The organism is Pseudomonas sp. MOIL14HWK12:I2 (assembly GCF_000510745.1).
In the GTDB taxonomy this organism is placed as follows: Bacteria; Pseudomonadota; Gammaproteobacteria; order Pseudomonadales; family Pseudomonadaceae; genus Chryseomonas; species Chryseomonas oryzihabitans.
Window position 1 is genome coordinate 626,037 of the sequence record NZ_KI783313.1, and the last position, 20,585, is coordinate 646,621.

Here is a 20,585-nt window from a genome sequence, read left to right on the forward strand (position 1 = left end):
CGCTATTTCCCGGGTCGCCACCCTGTTGTCTCATGCCGACTCCCGAAGAGTCGGACGGCAGGCCCACCAGGGCGGATCTGCTTGAATATGTCGCAGGTGTGGACGGCAACCACCCGACGAGGGTCACATCAGGCGACCTGCGCACCCCGCACGGCCGCCACGAAACGCGCGATCTCGGCGGCATCCTTGATGCCCTTGGCCTGCTCTACGCCGCCGCTCACGTCCACGCCATAGGCGCGGGACGCGGCGATGGCGGTGGCAACGTTAGTCGCGTCCAGGCCACCGGCCACGATCAGCGGCAGCGACAGATCCCGAGGCACCCGCGTCCAGTCAAAGGCCTGCCCTGTCCCTCCGGGTACGCCGGCGACATAGGTGTCGAGCAGCAGCCCGCGGGCGCCGGCATGGTCCCGGGCGATGGCGGCGAGGTCGATGTCCTCGCGCATGCGCAGGGCCTTGATATAGGGACGGCGATAACGGGCGCACTGCGCCGGGGTCTCGTCGCCGTGGAATTGCAGGAGGTCCAGGGGCACGGCGTCCAGCGTCTCCTCGATCTCGCAGGGCGAGGCATCGACAAAGAGCCCGACAGTGGTCACGAAGGGCGGCAGCGCCGCGACGATCTGGCGCGCCTGGGCAGCGCTCACCGCCCGCGGGCTGCGCGCATAGAACACCAGGCCGATGGCGTCGGCGCCGGCGGCCGCGGCGGCCAGCGCATCCTCGACCCGGGTGATCCCGCAGATCTTCACTCGAACGTTAGCCAAACCGGAATGACCTCGTTCCAAATCGATGGATGTTAGCAGACCACCCGCGCAGCGTCAGCCTTGGGGGTCATCCAGCTCGGGGATATGCCCCAGGAACAGCGGACCCAGCGGCCGCTTGGGCACCGGCGTGCTCTCGGGATATTCGGCGTCCACCAGGTAGAGGCCGTATGGGTGGGCGGTTACGCCACCCAGGCGCCGCTCCCGCGCCGCCAGGACCTCGGCGACCCACTCCACCGGTCGCTCGCCACAGCCCACCGCCATCAGCACCCCGGCGATGTTGCGCACCATGTGATGCAGGAAGGCGTTGGCGCGGATGTCCAGCACGATCAGCCGCCCGCTCTGCCAGAGGCGCAGGTGGTGGATGGTCTTGATCGCCGACTTGGCCTGGCAGGCCTTGGCCCGGAAGGAGGTGAAATCATGGGTACCGAGCAGCACCTGGGCTGCCTCGCGCATGGGCTCGATGCGCAGCGGACGATGATTCCAGGTGACCTCCTCCGCCAGGTGCGCAGGCCGGATCGGATCGTTATAGATCACATAGCGGTAACGCCGCGCCATGGCGCTGAAACGGGCATGGAATTCGTTGCTGACCGGCTTGACCCAGGTGACGCTGATGTCGGACGGCAGATTGGCGTTGGTGCCCATTACCCAGGCCTTGAGTGGCCGCGCGACCGGGGACTCGAAATGCACCACCTGGCCGGTGGCGTGCACGCCACAGTCGGTACGCCCGGCGCAATGCAGCGCGACGGGCGCCGCGGCGACCTCGGACAGGGCGTCTTCCAGGGTCTCCTGAACGGAGCGCACGCCCGGCTGCTGGCGCTGCCAACCGCGATAGCGGGCGCCCTTGTACTCGACGCCGAGCGCGATGCGCTGCGGCGGGACGATGATGGTGGGGTCTAGAAAATCCAAGGCGACGGCCAGGCGAAAAAAAGGGGAGGCAGCTTATAGCGCCTCCCCTCCTCTGCCAAGTCCGGCCAGCCTCAGCTGAGCTGGGCGATGATCTCGCGCGCTTCCTGCTGTTGCCCGGCGTTACCCTCGGCCAGCACCTCGTCGAGGATGTCCCGGGCACCTTCCGGATCGCCCATGTCGATGTAGGCACGCGCCAGGTCCAGTTTGGTGGCGGTCTCGTCTTCGCCGGACAGGAAGTCGAAGTCGTCCAGACCATCGCCCCCGGTGGTGCCGCTGGTGGTCTCCGCATCGAACTGGCGGGAGGCCTCCTGCAGGCGGGCGGCGAATTCCTCGTCGCTTTCGCGCTTGGGCGCCGGCTGCTCGTCGTCGAAGTCGGACAGATCGAAACTCGCGGGCAATTCGGCGTCGGTCGTCGAGGCCGCCGGCGGCGCCAGCGGCTCGTCGAAGGCCGAGACCGCACTGGAATCCGCAAGGGGCTCCTCGTGCGCCAGGTCGCCCTGCCGTTCGAATTCGCTGAAGTCCAGGGCGAAGTCGTCGTCCTTGGCGGCGGGAGTCGCCGCCGGGGTGGCCGCGGGTTCGGCATCGAAATTGAGATCGAAGTCGAAATCGTCGCGCGGGTCGGCCGCCTTGGCCTGGGCATCGGCGAAGGCCTCGCCGAACAGCGGCTCCTCGGCCGGACCGGCAGGCTGATGACCCTGGGTGTCCTCGCTGCCGAAGTCATCCAGGGACAGATCGAAGTCCTGGCTGTCCTCGGTGGCCGAGAAGCCCTGGTTGCGGGATTGCTCCTCGCTCAGTTCGTGGGCGGCGGCCAGGGCAGCCGCGCCGACCGCAGCGGAGGCTACCGCGACGGTGGCCATGGCCGGATAGCGCGACTTGAGATGCTCGACCGCCGGCTGGGCGCCGCCGATCTCCTTGAGTTCGCGCTCTTCGCGCTGGAAGCCATCCTTGTCGCCCATCTCGGCATAGACTTCCATGAGCTTGAGGCGCAGATCAGCGCGATGGGGCTCCTGGTCGCTGGCCTTCTTGAGCACCTCGGCCGCCTGGCTGAAGCGACCATAGGCCATGTAGATGTCGGCCTGACCCAGGGCATCGTCTTGGGCATCGGCGTCTCGCGCGGCGTCCTGGGTACCCTGGTTCAGTTCCAGACCGGCGAGCGCGTGGTGATCACCGAGTTCAGGATCGGCGTCGAACACCGTATCGCTGCGCGCGGCTTCGGCGTCGCGCTCACGCTCGGCCTCCTTCACGGCATTGCGGCGCGAATTGATCATCAGCAGCACCAGCAGCGCCAGCAGCGCGCTGCCGCCGATGATGCCCAGCCACAGCGGATTGCTGAGGATCTCGTCGAGGAAACTGTTGGTGGCCTCGGTCGGCTCGGTGGCCGGGGTGCTCGGGGTGACCGGAATGACCTTGGGCTCGCTGGCCGCGGGCGGCGCCGAGCCGGTACCCGCCTCGCTGGCCGGCGGCGTGGTGGCGGGCGCAGGGGTGGCCTCGACCGGTGTGGCCGGGGTCGCGGCCGTCGGCTCCTGAGGCGCCGGCGTGGCGGTGTTCTCGGTCGGCGCAGGCGCGACCGGCGCCGCGGCTTCCGGGGTCGCCGCCGGCTGGGCCGGCTGGCCCGCAGCCTGCGGATTGGCCATGTTGGCCTGCATCCGCGCCAGCTGGGCATCTTTGAGCTGCATGATCTTCTGCAGCTTGTCGAGTTGCGACTGCAGATCGCCCAGGCGGCTCTTGAGTTCTTCGTTCTCGCGGCGGGTGGTGTCCAGGCTTTCCTGGGTCACCGCCAGGCGATCGGCGAGGGACTGGTCACCGCCCTTGCCACCGGCGGACTCGCCCGCGCGCCCGGCCGGCTGACCGGAGAGCAGCTTGAGATTGTCCCTGGGGGCGGCGGCGGCCGGCGCCTCGTTGCCGCTCGGCTGGGCGGAGGCGTCCACCTGACGGCGCGGCGTACCGGCTGGTGCGGCGATGCCACCCTGCTTCCAGGCACGGGTCTGGCGAGCGATCTCGGCGACCGCCTCGCGCTGGGGTCGCGTACCGGCCTGGGCCTGATCGGGCAGGCGCAGCACCTGTCCGCTCTTCATCAGATTGATGTTGCGATCGATGAAGGCGTCGGGATTCAGATCCTGGATCGCCAGCATGGTCTGGTCGACGCTGACGCTGGAGGCAGGGCGATTGCGCGCCGCCACTTCCCAGAGGGTGTCGCGCGGCTCGGTGGTGTAGGTGCCAGGCGTCTGGGTCGCACTCGGCGCCGGCGCGGCTGGCGGCGTGGCCGGACGCGGTGCGCTCGACGTGTTGGCGCGTGCTCGCGGCGTGGCCGGGACCTGGGGCGCGAACGGCGCGGCGGCGGCCTGCGGGGTATAGAGCGGCGGATCCAGCAGCACGGTGTACTCGCGCAGGATACGGCCGCTGGGCCAGTTCACTTCCAGCAGGAAGTTGAGATAGGGCTCGCGCACCGGACGTGCCGAGGTCACGCGGATGACGGTGCGCCCGTTGCGCACCTCCGGGGTGAACTTGAGGTCGTTGAGAAAGAAGGCACGGTCGACGCCGGCCTTGCCGAACTCTTCGACGGACGCCAGATTAGGGCGCAAGTCGGCGGTGCCGAGGTCACGCAGGTCCGACAGATCGATGGTGGCATCGAAGGGCTGATTGAGGGCGGAGTTGAGGTGGATCTCCCCCAGGCTGAGCGCCTGGGCCGCGCCAGACATCAAGGCGCTCGCCGCTGCAATTGCCCGCACCAGTTTCTGAACTCGAACCATGACCGTCCCTTTTTAGAAGCTGTCGATCGCGCCACCGTGCGGGCGCCTGTGTCCATCGCTGCGTGCCACGTCCACTGCCCTTTTACTCAAGCCAAAAGGGCGAAGCATTTCACGAAGTATCTTTTAGGCCGACTGTTTAAGCAACAATTCGGCCAGCTGAACGGCCGTCAGTGCCGACAATCTGACATTGTCCGCCACCAGCCAGCACTCCAGCCGTCGCGCATCCCGCGGATGTCGCCGTACTCGCCCCACCAGCACCTCTTCCCGCCCCAGGGCATCGCCGACCGCCGACGGACAATCGGCGTCTTCGTCGAGCGCCAGACCCGGCTCGTCACCCAGGGCCTCGAGCACCTGCTCCAGCTGCCATTGCTCCTTGCCCCTCAGACTCAGCGCTAGGCTGTCGCCAAAGAAGACCGGGGCCTGCAGGGCCGTGACATCCAGCACCGGCAAGGTCGCTCCCAGCACCTGCTGACATTCGTCCAGCAGGCGATGTTCCTGGGCAGTATAGCCATCCGCGGCCGGTGCACCGGTGCGACCGAGCAGATTGAAGGCCAGCTGGCCTTCGAACAGCCGGGCTTCCACCGGGCGACCATTGAGCAATTCGGTGGCCTGCCGCGCCAATTCCTCGACGCCGCCACGGCCGGCACCGGAGGCCGCCAGGCAGGCGGTCAGGGACGCATCGGTGAGCGCATTCAGGCGGGCCAGCACGGCGGCCACGCTGGCGGCGGCCTGGGCAGCCGCCAGGGGCACGCCGAGCCAGGCATTCGCCGCGAGGCTGTCCAGGCGTTCGCCATTGATGCGCGGCAGTACGGACAGCGCGGCGGAGGCGCCGCTGAGATCGAGCACGGCGCAACCAGCGGCGGCCAGTTGCGGCCTCAGGCTTTCCACCACGGCGGCGGGCACGGCGAGGATGGCGATGCCGACCTGGGCGAAATCGAAGCCTTCGAGCCCGGTGACGCGCAGGTTGCTGCCTCGGAAGGGCAGATTCTGACCCGCCGACTCACCGCTGGCGAGCAGGTGCAGCCGCCCGAGGGGGACGTCGCGCTCGTCGAGGAGTTCACGAATGGCTTCGCCGTAGGCGCTGGTGGCGCCGACGAGGGCGATATCTCTGGCAGTCATGATGAGGCGTCCGCAACGAAAGAGGGCCGCACTTTACTGGCGGCCCTCCTCCCTAAGCAAACGTTTAGCCGTCGACCTACTGTTCCAGCAGGATCCGCAGCATGCGCCGCAGCGGCTCCGCGGCGCCCCACAGCAGCTGGTCGCCCACGGTGAAGGCGCCCAGGTACTGGGAGCCCATGTTCAGCTTGCGCAGGCGGCCGACCGGCACGCTCAGGGTGCCGGTGACGGCAGCCGGAGTCAGGTCGCGCATGCTGACGTCGCGGTTGTTCGGCACCAGCTTGACCCAGGGGTTGTGCTGGCTGATCAGACCATGGATGTCGGACAGCGGCACGTCCTTGTTGAGCTTGATGGTCAGTGCCTGGCTGTGGCAGCGCATGGCACCGATGCGCACGCAGATGCCATCCACGGGAATCGGATTCTTGAAGCGACCGAGGATCTTGTTGGTCTCGGCCTGGGCCTTCCACTCTTCGCGGCTCTGGCCGTTGGGCAGTTCCTTGTCGATCCAGGGAATCAGGCTGCCAGCCAGGGGAACGCCGAACTGCTCGGTGGGGAAGGCTTCGCTGCGCAGGGTCTCGGCGACCTGGCGATCGATGTCCAGGATGGCGCTGGCCGGATCGGCCAGGCTGTCGGCGACGGCGGCGTGGGTGGCGCCCATCTGGCGGATCAGCTCGCGCATGTTCTGCGCACCGGCGCCGGAGGCAGCCTGGTAGGTCATGGCACTCATCCAGTCCACCAGACCGGCTTCGAACAGGCCGCCCAGGGCCATCAGCATCAGGCTGACGGTGCAGTTGCCGCCGATGAAGTCCTTGCGGCCATCGGCCAGGGCCTGGTCGATGACGCGACGGTTGACCGGGTCCAGCACGATGACGGCGTCATCCTGCATGCGCAGGCTGGAGGCCGCGTCGATCCAGTAGCCTTTCCAGCCGGCCTGGCGCAGCTTGGGGAACACCTCGCTGGTGTAATCGCCGCCCTGGCAGGTGAGGATGACGTCGAGGGTCTTGAGCTCGTCGATGCTGTAGGCATCCTTGAGCGGCGCCACGCCCTTGCCAATGGCCGGGCCTTCGCCGCCGACGTTGGAGGTGGTGAAGAACACGGGCTCGATCAAGTCGAAATCCCGCTCTTCGAGCATGCGCTGCATGAGCACGGAGCCCACCATGCCACGCCAACCGATCAGACCTACACGTTTCATCGCTACTGCACCTTTGTTGTCTTGAGGACGGCCGCCTCCCCTGGCGGCCGATCAGATTAACGCCTAACGAGCGCCGCTACTACTGCTTCGCCCATCTCGCGGGTACCGACCCGCTGCTTGCCTTCCGACCAGATGTCGCCGGTCCGCAGGCCCTGGTCCAGCACCTGGCCCACAGCCGCCTCGATGGCCTCGGCCGCCGCGGCGGCACCGAAGGTGTATCTGAGCATCATGGCGACCGAGAGGATGGTGGCCAGCGGGTTGGCGACGCCCTGGCCGGCGATGTCGGGCGCCGAGCCGTGGCAGGGTTCGTACATGCCCTTGTTGTGCGCATCCAGGGACGCCGAGGGCAGCATGCCGATGGAACCGGTCAGCATCGAGGCCTCGTCGGAGAGGATGTCGCCGAACATGTTGTCGGTGACGATGACGTCGAACTGCTTGGGCGCGCGGACCAGCTGCATGGCGGCGTTGTCGACGTACATGTGGCTGAGTTCGACGTCCGGATAGTCCTTGGCCACCTCCTCCACCACTTCGCGCCACAGGCGGCTGGATTCGAGGACGTTGGCCTTGTCCACCGAGCACAGCTTGCGGCCCCGCAGGCGGGCCATGTCGAAGCCGACGCGGGCGATGCGGCGGATCTCGCCTTCGCTGTACGGCAGGGTATCGAAGGCCTGGCGCTCGCCGTTCTCCAGCACGCGGGTCTCGCGCGGCGAGCCGAAGTAGATGCCACCGGTCAGCTCGCGGACGATGAGGATGTCCAGGCCGGAGACCACTTCCGGCTTGAGCGTCGAGGCCTCGGCAAGTTGCGGATAGAGGATGGCCGGACGCAGGTTGCCGAACAGGCCCAGGGCGGAACGGATCTTCAGCAGACCGCGCTCGGGACGGATGTCGCGCTCGAGCTTGTCCCACTTGGGACCGCCCACGGCGCCCAGCAGCACGGCGTCGGCGGCGCGGGCACGCGCCAGGGTCTCATCGGCCAGGGGCACGCCGTAACGGTCGATGGCGGCGCCGCCCAGGTCGTCATGGACCAGTTCGAAGCCGAGGTCATGGTCGCGGTTGACCGCTTCCAGCACCTTGACCGCCTCGGCCATGATTTCCGGACCGATGCCGTCGCCCGGCAGGATGAGGATCTGCTTGCTCATTGTCTTTTCCTGTTCCAAATCAGATGGGCTGGGCCCAGAGAACCATGACGTCGACGGTGAAGGAGCCGTCGCGGTCGATTTCGAAATACTGGCGCACTTCCTGGCCGATCTTGCTCTGCAGGCTGCGGATGGCCTGGCACTGTGGCTCGGGGGTGCGCATGCGCGCGGTCCAGCTGGCGAAGTCCAGGCGCAGGCGCTGGCGACGGCAACGGGTCACGCCGAGGCGCGCCATGTCCAGCAGGCGGTGCCACTCGGCGAAGGAATAGTTACGCACGTGGCTGATGTCGCGCAGGATCTCCACCGTCTGCAGGTAGGTATCCAGGCGCGGGTTGGCTGGCGAGATCACGTCGATGATGGCCATCTCGCCGCCATGGCGCAGTACCCGGCGCACTTCGCGCAGGGCAGCACCGATGTCGCGCCAGTGGTGCGCCGAATAGCGGCTGAAGACGAAGTCGAAGCTGGCGTCGCCAAACGGCAGGTGCTCGGCCATGCCGGGCTGGACGCTGATGTTGTCCAGGCCCTGCTCGGCCGCGCTGCGCTTGACCACCGAGAGCATTTCCTCGGCCAGGTCCAGGGCGACAACCTGCCCGGCCACGGGCGCCACGTTGTAGCTGACGTGACCGCCACCGCAGCCGAGATCCAGCACCTTGGCGCCTTCGCGCTGGGCCACGGCGTCGCGCAGTTCGAGGAGTTCGGCGCCCTGCGCATGGACGGCACTGGTCAGATAGGCCTCGGCGGTGGCGCCGAATTGCTGCTGTACGTGTTGCTCGTGGTCACCGCTCATGGAGCCTCCGGAAAGAGCGCCGACCTCGCGGGCCGGCGACTGGGTTCAGGCGCTGGGGAACATCCAGGGACTGCTCTGGCGATAGCGGTCTTCGAAACTCGCGATGGCGTCGGCATCCTGCAGGGTCAGGCCGATGTCGTCCAGGCCATTGAGCAGGCAGTGCTTGCGGAAGGCATCGATCTCGAAGGACAGCGCCACGCCATCGGGACGGCGCACGGTCTGGCTCTCGAGATCGACCACCAGCTGGTAGCCCTCGCTGGCTTCGACCTGGCGGAACAGCTCGTCGACGTCGGCATCGCTGAGGATGATCGGCAAGAGGCCGTTCTTGAAGCTGTTGTTGAAGAAGATGTCGGCGAAGCTCGGCGCGATCACCGAGCGGAAGCCGTAGCCATCCAGCGCCCAGGGCGCGTGCTCGCGGCTGGAACCGCAGCCGAAGTTCTCGCGGGCCAGGAGGATGCTGGCGCCCTGGTAGCGCGGCTGGTTGAGCACGAACTCGGGATTCAGCGGACGCTTGCTGTGGTCCTGGCCGGGCTGGCCGACATCCAGGTAGCGCCACTCGTCGAACAGGTTGGGGCCGAAGCCGGTGCGCTTGATCGACTTCAAGAATTGCTTGGGAATGATCTGGTCGGTGTCGACGTTGGCGCGATCCAGGGGTGCGACCAAACCGGTGTGCTGGGTAAAGGCTTGCATGGTCAGGCTCCTCAGGCGTTGGCGAAGTCGCGGACGTCGACGAAACGACCGGCGATGGCGGCGGCGGCGGCCATCGCCGGGCTCACCAGATGGGTACGGCCACCGGCGCCCTGACGGCCTTCGAAGTTGCGGTTGGAGGTGGAAGCGCAATGCTCGCCACTCTCCAGGCGGTCGGCGTTCATCGCCAGGCACATGGAGCAGCCCGGCTCGCGCCATTCGAAACCGGCTTCGATGAACACCTTGTCCAGGCCTTCACGCTCGGCCTGGGCCTTGACCAGGCCGGAGCCCGGCACCACCAGCGCCTGCTTGAGGGTGGCGGCGACCTTGCGGCCCTTGGCCACGGCGGCGGCGGCGCGCAGGTCTTCGATGCGGGAGTTGGTGCAGGAGCCGATGAAGACGCGGTCCAGCACGATGTCGGTGATCGGCTGGTTGGCCTTGAGGCCCATGTACTTCAGGGCGCGCTCGATGGAACCGCGCTTGACCGGATCGGCTTCGCGAGCCGGGTCCGGTACCTGCTGGTCGACGGCCAGGACCATCTCCGGCGAGGTGCCCCAGCTGACCTGCGGCTTGAGCTGGGCGGCGTCGAGTTCGACCACGGTGTCGAAGTGGGCATCGGCATCGGACACCAGGCCGCGCCACTGGGCGACGGCGGCTTCCCAGACGGCGCCGGTGGGCGCGAAGGGACGGCCCTCGACGTAGTCGATGGTGGTCTGATCCACCGCGACCATGCCGACCCGGGCACCGGCCTCGATGGACATGTTGCAGATGGTCATGCGGCCTTCCATGGACAGGGCGCGGATGGCGCTGCCGGCGAATTCGATGGCATGGCCGTTACCGCCGGCGGTGCCGATCTTGCCGATAACGGCGAGCACGATGTCCTTGGCGGTGACGCCGAAGGGCAATTCACCCTCCACTTTCACCAGCATGTTCTTCATCTTCTTGGCCACCAGGCACTGGGTGGCGAGCACGTGCTCGACCTCGGAGGTGCCGATGCCATGGGCCAGGGCACCGAAGGCGCCGTTGGTGGAGGTGTGGGAGTCACCGCAGACCACGGTCATGCCGGGCAGCACGGCGCCCTGCTCCGGGCCGATCACGTGGACGATACCCTGGCGGACGTCGTTCATCTTGAACTGGGTGACGCCGAAGTCGTCGCAGTTCTCGTCCAGGGTGCGGACCTGGATGCGCGAGATCTCGTCCTTGATGGAGTCGAGGCCTTCCTTGCGATCGGGGGTGGTCGGCACGTTGTGATCGGGGGTCGCCAGGTTGGCGTCCAGACGCCAGGGCTTGCGGCCGGCCAGACGCAGGCCTTCGAAAGCCTGGGGCGAGGTCACTTCGTGGATGATGTGGCGGTCGATGTAGAGCAGCGCGGAACCGTCGTCGCGCTGCTTGACCAGGTGCATATCCCAGAGTTTGTCGTAGAGCGTCTTGCCAGCCATGGATCGATTCCTCATCAGGCGTGGAACGGCACGGGCCTTTGCATGCCCTTGGTGCTTGTGGGGTCAAAGATACCGCGCTAGGCTCGCATGAAACAAATTCATCTTTTTCATGAAGCGCATAACCAACAGGAATTCGACGTCTTGGATCTCGCCAATCTGAATGCCTTCGTCGCGGTGGCCGAAACCGGCGGCTTTTCCGATGCGGGCGAGCGGCTGCACCTGACCCAGCCGGCGGTGAGCAAACGCATCGCCGCCCTGGAGCTGCAGCTGGGACTGCGGCTGTTCGATCGCATCGGGCGCGAGGTCAGCCTGACCGAGGCGGGACGCGCCCTGCTCCCCCGCGCCTATCAGATTCTAGGCGTGATCGATGACACCCGGCGTGCCCTGACCAATCTCAATGGTGCCATCGGCGGGCGGCTGACGCTGGCGACCAGTCACCACATCGGCCTGCACCGGCTGCCACCGATCCTCAGGCGCTTCACCCGGGACTATCCCGACGTCGCCCTGGACATCCGCTTTCTCGATTCGGAAGCGGCCTACGACGAGATCCTGCATGGGCGGGTGGAGCTGGCGATCATCACCCTGGCACCCCAGACCGCGGCGCCGATCAAGGCGGTGCCGGTGTGGAGCGATCCGCTGGATTTCGTGGCGGCGCCCGAACATCCGCTGGCGAACCAGGCGGAGGTCACCCTGGCCGACGTGGCGCGGCATCCGGCGGTGTTTCCCGGTGGCAACACCTTTACCCGGCTGATCGTGCATGGGCTGTTCGATGCCCAGGGGCTGACACCCAATATCGCCATGAGCACCAACTACCTGGAGACCATCAAGATGCTGGTGTCCATCGGCCTGGCCTGGAGCGTGCTGCCGCGCACCCTGCTGGACGACCAGGTGCGTCGCCTGCCGTTGCCGGGGATTCAGCTGGAGCGCCAGCTCGGGTACATCCTGCACACTGAGCGCACCCATTCGAATGCGGCGCAGGCGTTCATGGGATTGCTGGATGAGGTGGGTTGAGCCGTGATTGGGGACTAGCCGTGCCTGAGATCGCGGCCATGGGCCGCTCCTACAGGCAGGCTACGTACGCATAGATACGTAGCGTGGAGACGGCACAGCCTTTTCCGCAAGGGGGGTTGATGGCGAGGAGCGCCCTCAACCCAACCCTCTCCCCAAGGGAGAGGGGGCTGTCCGAGTAGGGGTTCAGCTCCAACAGCGCGGGCTCGACCTGGGCTGGATGTCTTTATCGCGGCCATGGCGGTCCGCCGATGCGGCCGCTCCTATAATTTGGCCTGTGCTGTAGGAGCGGCCCATGGCCGCGATCAGCCGGCACTCGCATAAGGCACGCGGCCCGGCATTGTCGAGCTTCGCGGCGCTCAGACCAACCTACGGCGCCGTCAGAAACGCATCAGCCCTTCTTGAGCTTCTTCAGGCGCTTCCTGGACTTGTCGATGACTTCCTTGCGCTCCTTGTCCTTCAATTCCTTCCATCCCTTGATCTCTGAGCGTTTGCGGCCACATCCCTGGCAGACTTCGTCCTTGATCTTGCATTGGCTGATGCAGGGACTTTCGACCTTACCCACGGCAACCTCGGAAATGAAAAAGGCCCTGCAGTATAACCACTGCAGGGCCCTGTCCAGCGCCATCCGGCAGGATGGCGGGCTATGGGGGCGATTTAGAAAACCGCTTGAACCTTCAGGCCGCCGACCACGGCATTGTCGACTTCACGCACGCCACCCGGGCTCTTGATGTACTGGATGTTGGGGCGCACGGTCAGCCAGTTGGTCACGTGCACGCCGTAGTAAAGCTCGGCGTCGTACTCGTTGTGCTGCAGGGGCGTGTAGGCCGGATCGTCGTAGTCGGTGGCACCGGCGGCCTGGTTGAGGGCGCGCTGGTTGTCGCGGAAGTCGCTGTTGGTGCTGATGCGCGCGACGCCGAAGCCGATGTCATCCTTGGGACGACCATCGAAGGGGCCCTTGTACACTAGGCCGGCCTGGACGTAGTTGCTGACCTTGTTGACGTCCTTGGCATGGGCGGTGAAGTTGGCGAAGACCGACAGGCCGCGACTCGGGTCATCGTTGTGCGCGGTGATCTGCTGACGCGCCACGACCCAGTAGCCGTGCTTGCTGGAGTGCTCCTTGTAATCCAGCCCGGTGAGGGCCGCGGAGTTGCCGTTGACGTCTTCGTAGACGTCGTTGGCATCGGCGGTGCTGTAGTAGTAGCCGACGCGGTATTCGCCCGGCAGGCCGTTGACCTTGGGCGACCAGACCATTTCCACCGGCAGTACCGCACCCTTGGTGCCGCTGCCGTTGAGCTTGAAGCCGTTGCCGGTTTCCAGCAGCGACGGATTCTGCTCGTAGGCGCCGACCTGGACGAACAGCTCGGGGGTCAGGCTGTACTTGACGCGCAGGGCCCACTGGCTGACCGGCCAGTTGTACCAGACGCCTTCCCAGTTGCCGACCTGGGAGCCGCAGAACGCCAGGTTCTGGAAGTCGCACTCGAAGGAGTTGAAGTCCTCGCCCTCGCCGAAGCGACCGGCCTTGATGTCCAGACGGCCATCGAAGAAGCCCTTGGACAGCCACAGCTGGGTCAGACGCCAGGTCTGGCCACGGCCATAGACTTCCTGCACCGAGGAGTAGCCGCCGACGCGCGGATCGGTGATGCGGTCGTCGGTCAGGTTACGGCCGTCACGGGAGGTGATGGCCAGCTTGAACACCGAGTTCTCCCAGCCGGCGATCTTGTTCATGTCGCCCCAGAGCCCGAACATGTACTGGGAGCTCCAGCGCCCGGTGCGGTCGTCGTCGTAGCCGCCACGCAGGTTGGTCGCGCCCTCGCCGACGTATTCGAGCTTGATGTCCCAGCCCTTGTCGCGCAGGTCCTTGCGCACGCCACCCCAGTCACCGGTCATGGTGTTGCCCAGCGGCTCGAAGGCGGCCTCGGTGTTGTTGACGCCACTGAAGTTGCCACCCGGATTGGCCTGGGGCGCCGCCTGGGCACCCGCGGCGACCGCCAGGGCCAGCAGCGACACCAGGGGCAGCGCGCGCCCCGGACGATTCTTGTGGTTTTGCTTGTTCATTACTGAGATCCCTTTTTATTGAAGTGATGACACCCCGGGTGCCCGAAACCCGCGTCTCTAATACTTACGGCAGGACGTTGAGGACTTCGTAACAGGCACCCATGGTGTGGTAGTCGACCTTGCCGGCCGGACTCTTGTCGTCGGAGTACTTGTGGTTCCGACGGTCGAGCAGGCGCCACCACGCGCCGTGCTCGTGATCGATGAAATGCGTCCAGCTGTAGCGCCAGAGCGCCTCATAGTGTTCCCAGTAGCGGGCCTCGCCACTGCGCTCCGCGAGCAGTGCCGCGGCGGCCAGGGCCTCGGCCTGCACCCAGAAGTACTTGTCCGGATCGCAGGGCGAGCCATCCGGGGCGAAGCCGTAGTAGAGGCCGCCGTGCTCGTCATCCCAGCTCAGGCGCCAGGAGATGTCGAACAGCGCCCTGGCCCGCGGCAGCAGCCAGGGCTGGGGGCGATGGCGTTCGAGGATGAGCAGCAGCTTGGCCCATTCGATCTGGTGCCCCGGCTGGAAACCCCAGGGCCGGAACAGATTGGCCGGATCGTCGCGGTTGTAGTCCCAGTCGATGGACCAGTCGCTGTGGTAGTGCTCCCAGACCAGGCCGCCGGGGACCTCGTCGGCCACCCCGCCCTGCCCCAGGGTCAGTGCGGCCTGGCGCTGGGTCATGTTGCGCGCCAGGGTCTCGGCGCGGTCCAGGTAGCGCACCTCGCCACTGGCTTCGAAGGCGGCCAGCAGGGCTTCGCAGGCGTGCATGTTGGCGTTCTGGCCGCGATACGGCGCCACGGTCTGCCAGTCGGCGCTGATCTCGTCGACATAGAGGCCATCGGCTTCGCGCCAGAAATGGGTCTCCAGGGATTCCCAGGCTTCGCTCAGCCAGCCGCGGGCTTCCTCGATGCCGGCCTGCAGACCGTGGGCATAGGCCAGCACCACGAAGGCCAGGCCATAGCAGTGATTGGTGCCATCCACCACGGTGTCGCCGTCGAGCAGCCAGGCATAGCCGCCATTGGCCTGGCGATGCCGCTCGCGCAGGTATCTCAGGCCATGGCGGGTCGCGTCCAGAAAGGCCGGATCGCCATAGTGCCGGTAGGCCATGGCGAAATCGAAGACGAAGCGGGTGCTGGAGACCAGATGGCGGGTCTGGCTGTCGTAGACCGTGCCGTCGTCCTTGAAGAAGTGATAGAAGCCGCCTTGCGGATCGACACAGCGGGGATGGTAGAACGCCAGGGTGTGGCGGACGTGCTCCAGCAGGGTGTCGCGACGACGAAAATCGGGGAAGTCCATCGGGTTTCCTTGGCGGCTATTGTTGTTGTGGGAACGCGGTCTAGAGGGGGCTCACCTGCAACAGGGCTTCGACGTCGGCGCGGGTCGGCGCATAGGCGCCGGCATGGCGGCAGGACACCGAGGCACTGGCCGCGGCGAATCTCAGGCGCTGCTGCAGATCGGTCAGGCCCAGCAGGCCGGAGGCCAGCCAGCCGGCCATGCAGGCGTCGCCGGCACCCACGGTGTCGGCGACGTCCACGGCGATGGCGGCCTGCTGCCACTCGCCTTCCGGCGTATAGAGCACCAGGCCGTGTTCGCCGCGGGTGAAGAGGATGCGGGCGTGGGGATTGAGAGCGCGCAATTCGTCCAGCGCGGCACGCTCGTCCAGGCCCGGATAGATCTGGCGGATGTCTTCGTCGGACAGCTTGATGTCGTCGGCCAGGCGCACCAGCTCGGGAAAGGTCTGCTGGCGATAGCGATCGTCCATCAGGTTGCGCCAGTTGGGGTCGTAGCTCAGGCGCTTGCCGGCGGCCTTGGTCTGACGGGCCAGGTCCAGCAGGGTGTCGGCCAGCGGATAACGGGCCAGGCTGATGCAGCTGAAATGGCAGACCTCGGCGGCCTCCAGCCAGCCTTCGGGCAGCAGCGCCGGATCGAACTGGAGATCGGCTTCGCCGGCGAAGAAATAGCGCGGCGGACGACTCGACGGCACGATGGCCACCAGCGGATCGGCGGCGACGCGCTGCAGGAAGCGGGTATCGAGGCCGGCGGTTTCCGACTGCCAGGCGATCTCGTCACCCAGACCGTCCTGGCTGATGGCGCCGCCAAAGGCGCTTTCCACGCCCAGCCGGGCCAGGCCACGCGCCACGTTCCAGGGGGCACCGCCCGGGTAACCCCGCCATTCGCCAGGATTACCCTGGACGATGTCGGTGAGGGCTTCGCCAAAGACCACGACGCGGGGTAGTGCCATTGTTGTTCTCCTGTCTGTCACGGCGGCCGGAGGTGCACTCCTGGCCTCTGGTAGGGCCGCGACCCGACGTCAGGCGCGGCGGCGGGCGGACCTTACCATTGCTGTAACGTTTCAGCCATGAGCTCCGTTCAAGAAAGTCGGCGACCGCTCGCAGGATCGAACAGCACCGCCCGTCGCGAATCGATCCGCCACAGCACCTGGTCGCCGGCCCGCGGCGCTTCCCCCGGGGCCACCCGGCAGCAGACCTTGGTGCCGTTCCACTCGGCATACAGCAGGGTATCGGGACCGGTCGGCTCGACCACCTGGATCCGCGTCAGGATGCCTGGCACGGCGTTGTCCGCCGGATGCGCCGACTGGATCTGCTCCGGACGCACCCCAAGGATAGCCTCTCGCCCCGCGAGCGCCGGATCCAGATCGGGCAGGTCGACCTGGCTGTCGCCGGTATCGCCGGTGACGCGGGCGACCACCCTGCCCTCGCGCGCTTCCAGGCGCACCGGCACGAAGTTCATCGGCGGCGAACCGATGAAGCTGGCGACGAAGAGATTGGCTGGGTCGTTGTAGATCTCTTCGGGGGTGCCGAATTGCTGCACCTCGCCGTCCTTCATCACCGCGACGCGATCGCCGAGGGTCATGGCTTCGATCTGGTCGTGGGTGACGTAGACGGTGGTGGTCTGCAGGCGCTGGTGCATCAGCTTGATCTCGGTGCGCATCTCCACCCGCAACTTGGCGTCGAGGTTGGACAGCGGCTCGTCGAACAGATAGAGCTTGGGCCGGCGGGCCAGGGCGCGGCCCATGGCCACACGCTGCTGCTGACCACCGGAGAGCTGCGCCGGCTTGCGCTCGAGCAGATGCTCGATCTGCAGGAGCTTGCTGACCCGCGCCACCTCGGCGTCGATCTGCTCCTTGGGCGTCTTGCGGATCTTCAGGCCGAAGGCGATGTTCTCGCGCACGGTCATGGTCGGGTAGAGGGCGTAGGACTGGAACACCATGGCGATGTCCCGGTCCTTGGGCTCGACCTGGGTGACGTCCTCGCCATCCAGGCAGATGGCGCCGCTGCTGATGTCTTCGAGGCCGGCGATGGCATTCATCAGAGTGGATTTGCCGCAGCCGGAGGGCCCCACCAGGATGAGGAACTGGCCGGCGTCGATGCGGATGTCGATGCCCTTGAGGGCTTCCTGGGCGGCGTTGCCGTAGGTCTTGCGTACGCTTTTGAGTTCGAGAGCTGCCATGGTGGCCTTCCTTATCCTTTGACCACGCCCGAGGTCAGGCCCCGGACGAAATACTTACCCGCGAAGATGTAGACCAGCAGCGTCGGCAGCGCGGCGATCATGGCGGCGGCCATGTCGACGTTGTATTCCTTGGCGCCGGTGCTGGTGTTGACCAGGTTGTTCAGGGCGACGGTGATGGGCTGCGACGAGCCGCTGGCGAACACCACGCCGAACAGGAAGTCGTTCCACACCTGGGTGAATTGCCAGATCAGGCTGACCATCACGATGGGCGTGGACAGCGGCAGCAGGATCTTGAAGAAGATGGTGAAGAAGCCCGCCCCGTCCAGCCGCGCCGCCTTGATCAGGGCATCGGGGATGCCCACGTAGTAGTTGCGGAAGAACAGCGTGGTGAAGGCCAGGCCGTAGATCACGTGCACCAGCACCAGGCCGGCGGTGGTGTTGGCCAGGCCCAGCTGGCCGAGGGTGAAGGACATCGGCAGCAGGATCACCTGGAAGGGAATGAAGCAGCCGAACAGCAGCAGGCTGAACAGCAGATTCGACCCGCGGAACTGCCACTTCGACAGGGCGTAGCCGTTGAGCGCGCCGATGAAGGTGGAGATGAGCACCGCCGGGACGGTGATCATGAAGGAGTTCCAGAAGTAGCTGTGCACCACGTCCCAGGCCTTGAGCCAGCCGATGATCGTCCAGTCCAGGGGCAGGCTCAGCAGGTTGCCGGTGCGGACGTCGTCCGGGGTCTTGAAGCTGGTCAGCAGCATCACCAGCAGCGGCACCAGATAGACCGCGCAGGCGATGATCAGGGTGGCGTGGATGGCCACGCGATTGACGTTCAGAGCCTTAGCCATTTCGCTTGCTCCGCAATTCCGAGTAGAGGTAGGGCACCAGCACCGCCAGCACCGCGCCGAGCATCAGCACCGCACTGGCCGAACCCAGGCCCATCTGGCCGCGGGTGAAGGTGTGCTGGTACATGAACACCGCCGGCAGGTCCGAGGCGTAGCCGGGGCCGCCCGCGGTCATGGCCATCACCAGGTCGAAGCTCTTGATGGCGATGTGGGCGAGGATCATCACCGCGCTGAAGAACACCGGCCGCAGGCTGGGCAGGACGATGCGCAGGTAGATGGTCGGCAGCCCTGCCCCGTCGACCTGGGCGGCTCTGAGGATGGAGGAATCCACGCCGCGCAGGCCGGCGAGGAACATGGCCATGACGAAACCCGAGGCCTGCCAGAGGGCGGCGATCAGCAGGCAGTAGATGACCCGGTCGGGATCCACCAGCCAGTCGAAGCGAAAGCCTTCCCAGCCCCAGTCGCGCAAGAGCTTGTCGAGCCCCATGCCGGGGTTGAGCAACCACTTCCAGGCGGTGCCGGTAACGATCATCGACAGCGCCATGGGATAAAGGTAGATGGTGCGGATGAAGCCTTCACGGCGGATGCGCTGGTCCAGCAGGATGGCGAAGAAGACGCCGATGGCCAGGCTCAGCAGGATGAACAGGCCGCCGAAGATCGCCAGGTTCTTGCAGGCCACCAGCCAGCGATCGTTTTCCATGAGCCGGGCGTACTGGGCGAAGCCGGCGAAAGTGTAGCTGGGCAGGAAGCGCGAGTTGGTAAAGGAGATCACCGCCGTCCACAGCATGTAGCCATAGAGGCAGACGACCATGGCGATGGCCGTGGGCGCCAGCACCAGCTTGGGCAGCAGGCGCTGCAGCCGGTCCGGACGTCGACTGACGGTCGCGACGGGAAGGGTTTCGGTAAGAGCCATGGGGCGCTCCCAAGGGGTGGTATTATTTTTATGGAGCTGGCCGGTCTCAGAATGCATCGCGGCACAGCACCTGGGCTTATCGCGGCCATGGGCCGCTCCTACAGGCAGTTCGGGCGCCTGCAGGAGCGGCCGCAGCGGCGGACCGCCATGGCCGCGATTGGCCTTACTTGGCGGCCTGGATGGCGGCGACCAGTTGCTCGGTGGCCTTCTTCGGATCGGCGTTGGCGTCGTTGAAGAAGTTGGTCACCACGTCGAAGATCGCGCCCTGCACATAGCTGGTGTTGGCCATGCTGTGGGCCATGCTCGGCTCGGCCTTGCCGTCGGCGTTGGCCGCCTGGAAGTCCTTGGCGGACTGCTGGGCGCAACTGTCGAACTTGGCCAGGTCGATGTCGTTGCGTACCGGGATGGAGCCCTTGTTGAGGTTGAACACCTCCTGGAAGGGCTTGTCGATGACGGTGCGCACCAGGTCGTCCTGGGCCTTCTGGTTATCCTTGTTCTTGATCTTGAACATGGCCAGGGAGTCGATGTTGTAGATGAAGTCGCCCTGGGTGCCCGGCATCACCACGCACTCGTAGTCGACGCCCGGCTTCTTGCCGGCAGCGGTGAATTCGGCCTTGGCCCAGTCACCCATGATCTGCATGCCGGCCTTGCCCTCGATGACCATGGCGGTGGCCAGGTTCCAGTCGCGACCGGCGGCGTTGGGATCGACATAGCCCTTGATGCGCTTGAAGGTCTTGAACACCTCGACCATCTTGTCGCTGCGGATGGTGTCGGCATCGGTCTGGACGAAGACCTTGTCGTAGCCTTCCGGGCCCATGATGGCCATGACCAGAGATTCGAAGATGGTGCCGTCCTGCCAGTTCTGGCCGCCATGGGCCAGGGGCACGACGCCGGCGGCCTTGAGCTTGTCGGCGGCCTCGAAGAATTCGTCCAGGGTGGTGGGGACCTTGGCGCCGGCCTTCTTGAAGACGGCGGGGTTGATCCACAGCCAGTTGATGCGGTGGATGCCGGCCGGTACCGCGACGTATTCGCCATCGTGCTGCATGGTCTGGGCCACGCGCTTGGGCAGGATGGTGTCCCAGTTGCCCTGCTTGGCGATGTCGCTGATGTTGGCCAGGAAGCCCATGCCGGCCCATTCCTGGATGTCCGGGCCCTTGAGCTGGGCGGCGGACGGCGGATTGCCGGAGACGGCGCGGGTCTTGAGCACGGTCATGGCGGCCTCGCCGGCGCCACCGGCCACGGCGAAGTCCTTCCAGGTATCGCCCTGCTTCTGCATCAGTTGCTTGAGGACATCGACGGCGCGAGCCTCGCCACCGGAGGTCCACCAGTGCAGCACCTCGACCTCACCGGCATGGGCGGTCAGGGGGGCGGCGAGCGCGGCGCAGGAAAGGGAGACGGCGAGAGCGAGACGATTCAACGCATTCATGAGGGGGTCGTTCCTTGTTGTTTTTTTATTGGAGCTGGGCCGAGTCTAGTCAGACGACTGCGGCCGTGGGTAACGAAGGGAAGGAGATTTGTCACGGGCTGGTGACATAGCGAAAGACG

At 66.2% G+C, this 20,585-nt stretch carries 18 protein-coding genes; 1 reads left to right on the top strand and 17 read right to left on the bottom strand.

Annotation, left to right across the window (positions count from 1 at the left end):
• Nucleotides 1-128 precede the first annotated feature (128 nt).
• The 9 genes from PSK12I2_RS0119200 to leuC all read right to left on the bottom strand — a co-directional run bounded on the left by PSK12I2_RS0119200 (nucleotide 129) and on the right by leuC (nucleotide 10,771).
• The gene (locus PSK12I2_RS0119200; protein WP_027599655.1) at nucleotides 129-758 is read right to left on the bottom strand and encodes a phosphoribosylanthranilate isomerase; all 630 of its coding nucleotides are present in this window, start codon (nucleotides 756-758) and stop codon (nucleotides 129-131) included.
• Between the two features lie 54 nt (nucleotides 759-812).
• Entirely contained in the window at nucleotides 813-1,664 is an 852-nt protein-coding gene (gene truA / locus PSK12I2_RS0119205) for a tRNA pseudouridine(38-40) synthase TruA (protein WP_037007850.1), read from the bottom strand.
• A 71-nt stretch (nucleotides 1,665-1,735) separates the two neighbouring features.
• The gene (locus PSK12I2_RS0119210; RefSeq protein ID WP_027599657.1) at nucleotides 1,736-4,414 is read right to left on the bottom strand and encodes a FimV/HubP family polar landmark protein; all 2,679 of its coding nucleotides are present in this window, start codon (nucleotides 4,412-4,414) and stop codon (nucleotides 1,736-1,738) included.
• Nucleotides 4,415-4,537: 123 nt separating this feature from the next.
• A complete protein-coding gene (locus PSK12I2_RS0119215) occupies nucleotides 4,538-5,533 on the bottom strand; it encodes an aspartate-semialdehyde dehydrogenase (RefSeq protein WP_027599658.1) in 996 nt (331 codons plus the stop codon).
• A 76-nt stretch (nucleotides 5,534-5,609) separates the two neighbouring features.
• Nucleotides 5,610-6,722 carry an aspartate-semialdehyde dehydrogenase gene (asd, locus tag PSK12I2_RS0119220; RefSeq protein ID WP_007158663.1) on the bottom strand — a complete coding sequence of 371 codons (1,113 nt, stop codon included), beginning with the start codon at nucleotides 6,720-6,722 and terminating at the stop codon, nucleotides 5,610-5,612.
• Nucleotides 6,723-6,778: 56 nt separating this feature from the next.
• On the bottom strand, nucleotides 6,779-7,861 hold the full coding sequence (leuB, locus tag PSK12I2_RS0119225; RefSeq protein WP_027599659.1) for a 3-isopropylmalate dehydrogenase: 1,083 nt from the start codon (nucleotides 7,859-7,861) through the stop codon (nucleotides 6,779-6,781).
• Nucleotides 7,862-7,880: 19 nt separating this feature from the next.
• On the bottom strand, nucleotides 7,881-8,645 hold the full coding sequence (locus PSK12I2_RS0119230; RefSeq protein WP_027599660.1) for a class I SAM-dependent methyltransferase: 765 nt from the start codon (nucleotides 8,643-8,645) through the stop codon (nucleotides 7,881-7,883).
• 45 nt (nucleotides 8,646-8,690) lie between these two features.
• Complete coding sequence (leuD, locus tag PSK12I2_RS0119235) at nucleotides 8,691-9,335, bottom strand: 3-isopropylmalate dehydratase small subunit (protein WP_027599661.1); 645 nt, start codon at nucleotides 9,333-9,335, stop codon at nucleotides 8,691-8,693.
• Nucleotides 9,336-9,346: 11 nt separating this feature from the next.
• Nucleotides 9,347-10,771: a 3-isopropylmalate dehydratase large subunit gene (leuC, locus tag PSK12I2_RS0119240; RefSeq protein ID WP_027599662.1), complete on the bottom strand. Its 1,425-nt coding sequence runs from the start codon at nucleotides 10,769-10,771 to the stop codon at nucleotides 9,347-9,349.
• Nucleotides 10,772-10,912: 141 nt separating this feature from the next.
• On the opposite strand from leuC, the gene PSK12I2_RS0119245 reads away from it, so the two are divergent.
• Entirely contained in the window at nucleotides 10,913-11,782 is an 870-nt protein-coding gene (locus PSK12I2_RS0119245) for a LysR family transcriptional regulator (protein ID WP_027599663.1), read from the top strand.
• Nucleotides 11,783-12,170: 388 nt separating this feature from the next.
• On the opposite strand, the gene PSK12I2_RS24165 is transcribed toward PSK12I2_RS0119245, so the two are convergent.
• The 8 genes from PSK12I2_RS24165 to PSK12I2_RS0119285 form a co-directional block, all read right to left on the bottom strand.
• Nucleotides 12,171-12,344, bottom strand: a complete 174-nt coding sequence (locus PSK12I2_RS24165) for a DUF1289 domain-containing protein (RefSeq protein ID WP_007158669.1) — start codon at nucleotides 12,342-12,344, stop codon at nucleotides 12,171-12,173.
• Nucleotides 12,345-12,436: 92 nt separating this feature from the next.
• A complete protein-coding gene (locus PSK12I2_RS0119255; protein WP_007158670.1) occupies nucleotides 12,437-13,837 on the bottom strand; it encodes a carbohydrate porin in 1,401 nt (466 codons plus the stop codon).
• 64 nt (nucleotides 13,838-13,901) lie between these two features.
• Entirely contained in the window at nucleotides 13,902-15,113 is a 1,212-nt protein-coding gene (locus PSK12I2_RS0119260; RefSeq protein WP_027599664.1) for an AGE family epimerase/isomerase, read from the bottom strand.
• A gap of 40 nt (nucleotides 15,114-15,153) precedes the next feature.
• Complete coding sequence (locus PSK12I2_RS0119265) at nucleotides 15,154-16,059, bottom strand: carbohydrate kinase (protein WP_027599665.1); 906 nt, start codon at nucleotides 16,057-16,059, stop codon at nucleotides 15,154-15,156.
• A 128-nt stretch (nucleotides 16,060-16,187) separates the two neighbouring features.
• Entirely contained in the window at nucleotides 16,188-17,288 is a 1,101-nt protein-coding gene (locus PSK12I2_RS0119270; protein WP_027599666.1) for an ABC transporter ATP-binding protein, read from the bottom strand.
• An 11-nt stretch (nucleotides 17,289-17,299) separates the two neighbouring features.
• Nucleotides 17,300-18,130, bottom strand: a complete 831-nt coding sequence (locus PSK12I2_RS0119275; RefSeq protein WP_007158674.1) for a carbohydrate ABC transporter permease — start codon at nucleotides 18,128-18,130, stop codon at nucleotides 17,300-17,302.
• Nucleotides 18,123-19,040: a carbohydrate ABC transporter permease gene (locus tag PSK12I2_RS0119280; RefSeq protein WP_027599667.1), complete on the bottom strand. Its 918-nt coding sequence runs from the start codon at nucleotides 19,038-19,040 to the stop codon at nucleotides 18,123-18,125. The genes PSK12I2_RS0119275 and PSK12I2_RS0119280 overlap by 8 nt, the downstream gene beginning before the upstream one ends.
• A 163-nt stretch (nucleotides 19,041-19,203) precedes the next feature.
• Nucleotides 19,204-20,466: an ABC transporter substrate-binding protein gene (locus PSK12I2_RS0119285; protein WP_027599668.1), complete on the bottom strand. Its 1,263-nt coding sequence runs from the start codon at nucleotides 20,464-20,466 to the stop codon at nucleotides 19,204-19,206.
• Nucleotides 20,467-20,585 lie beyond the last annotated feature (119 nt).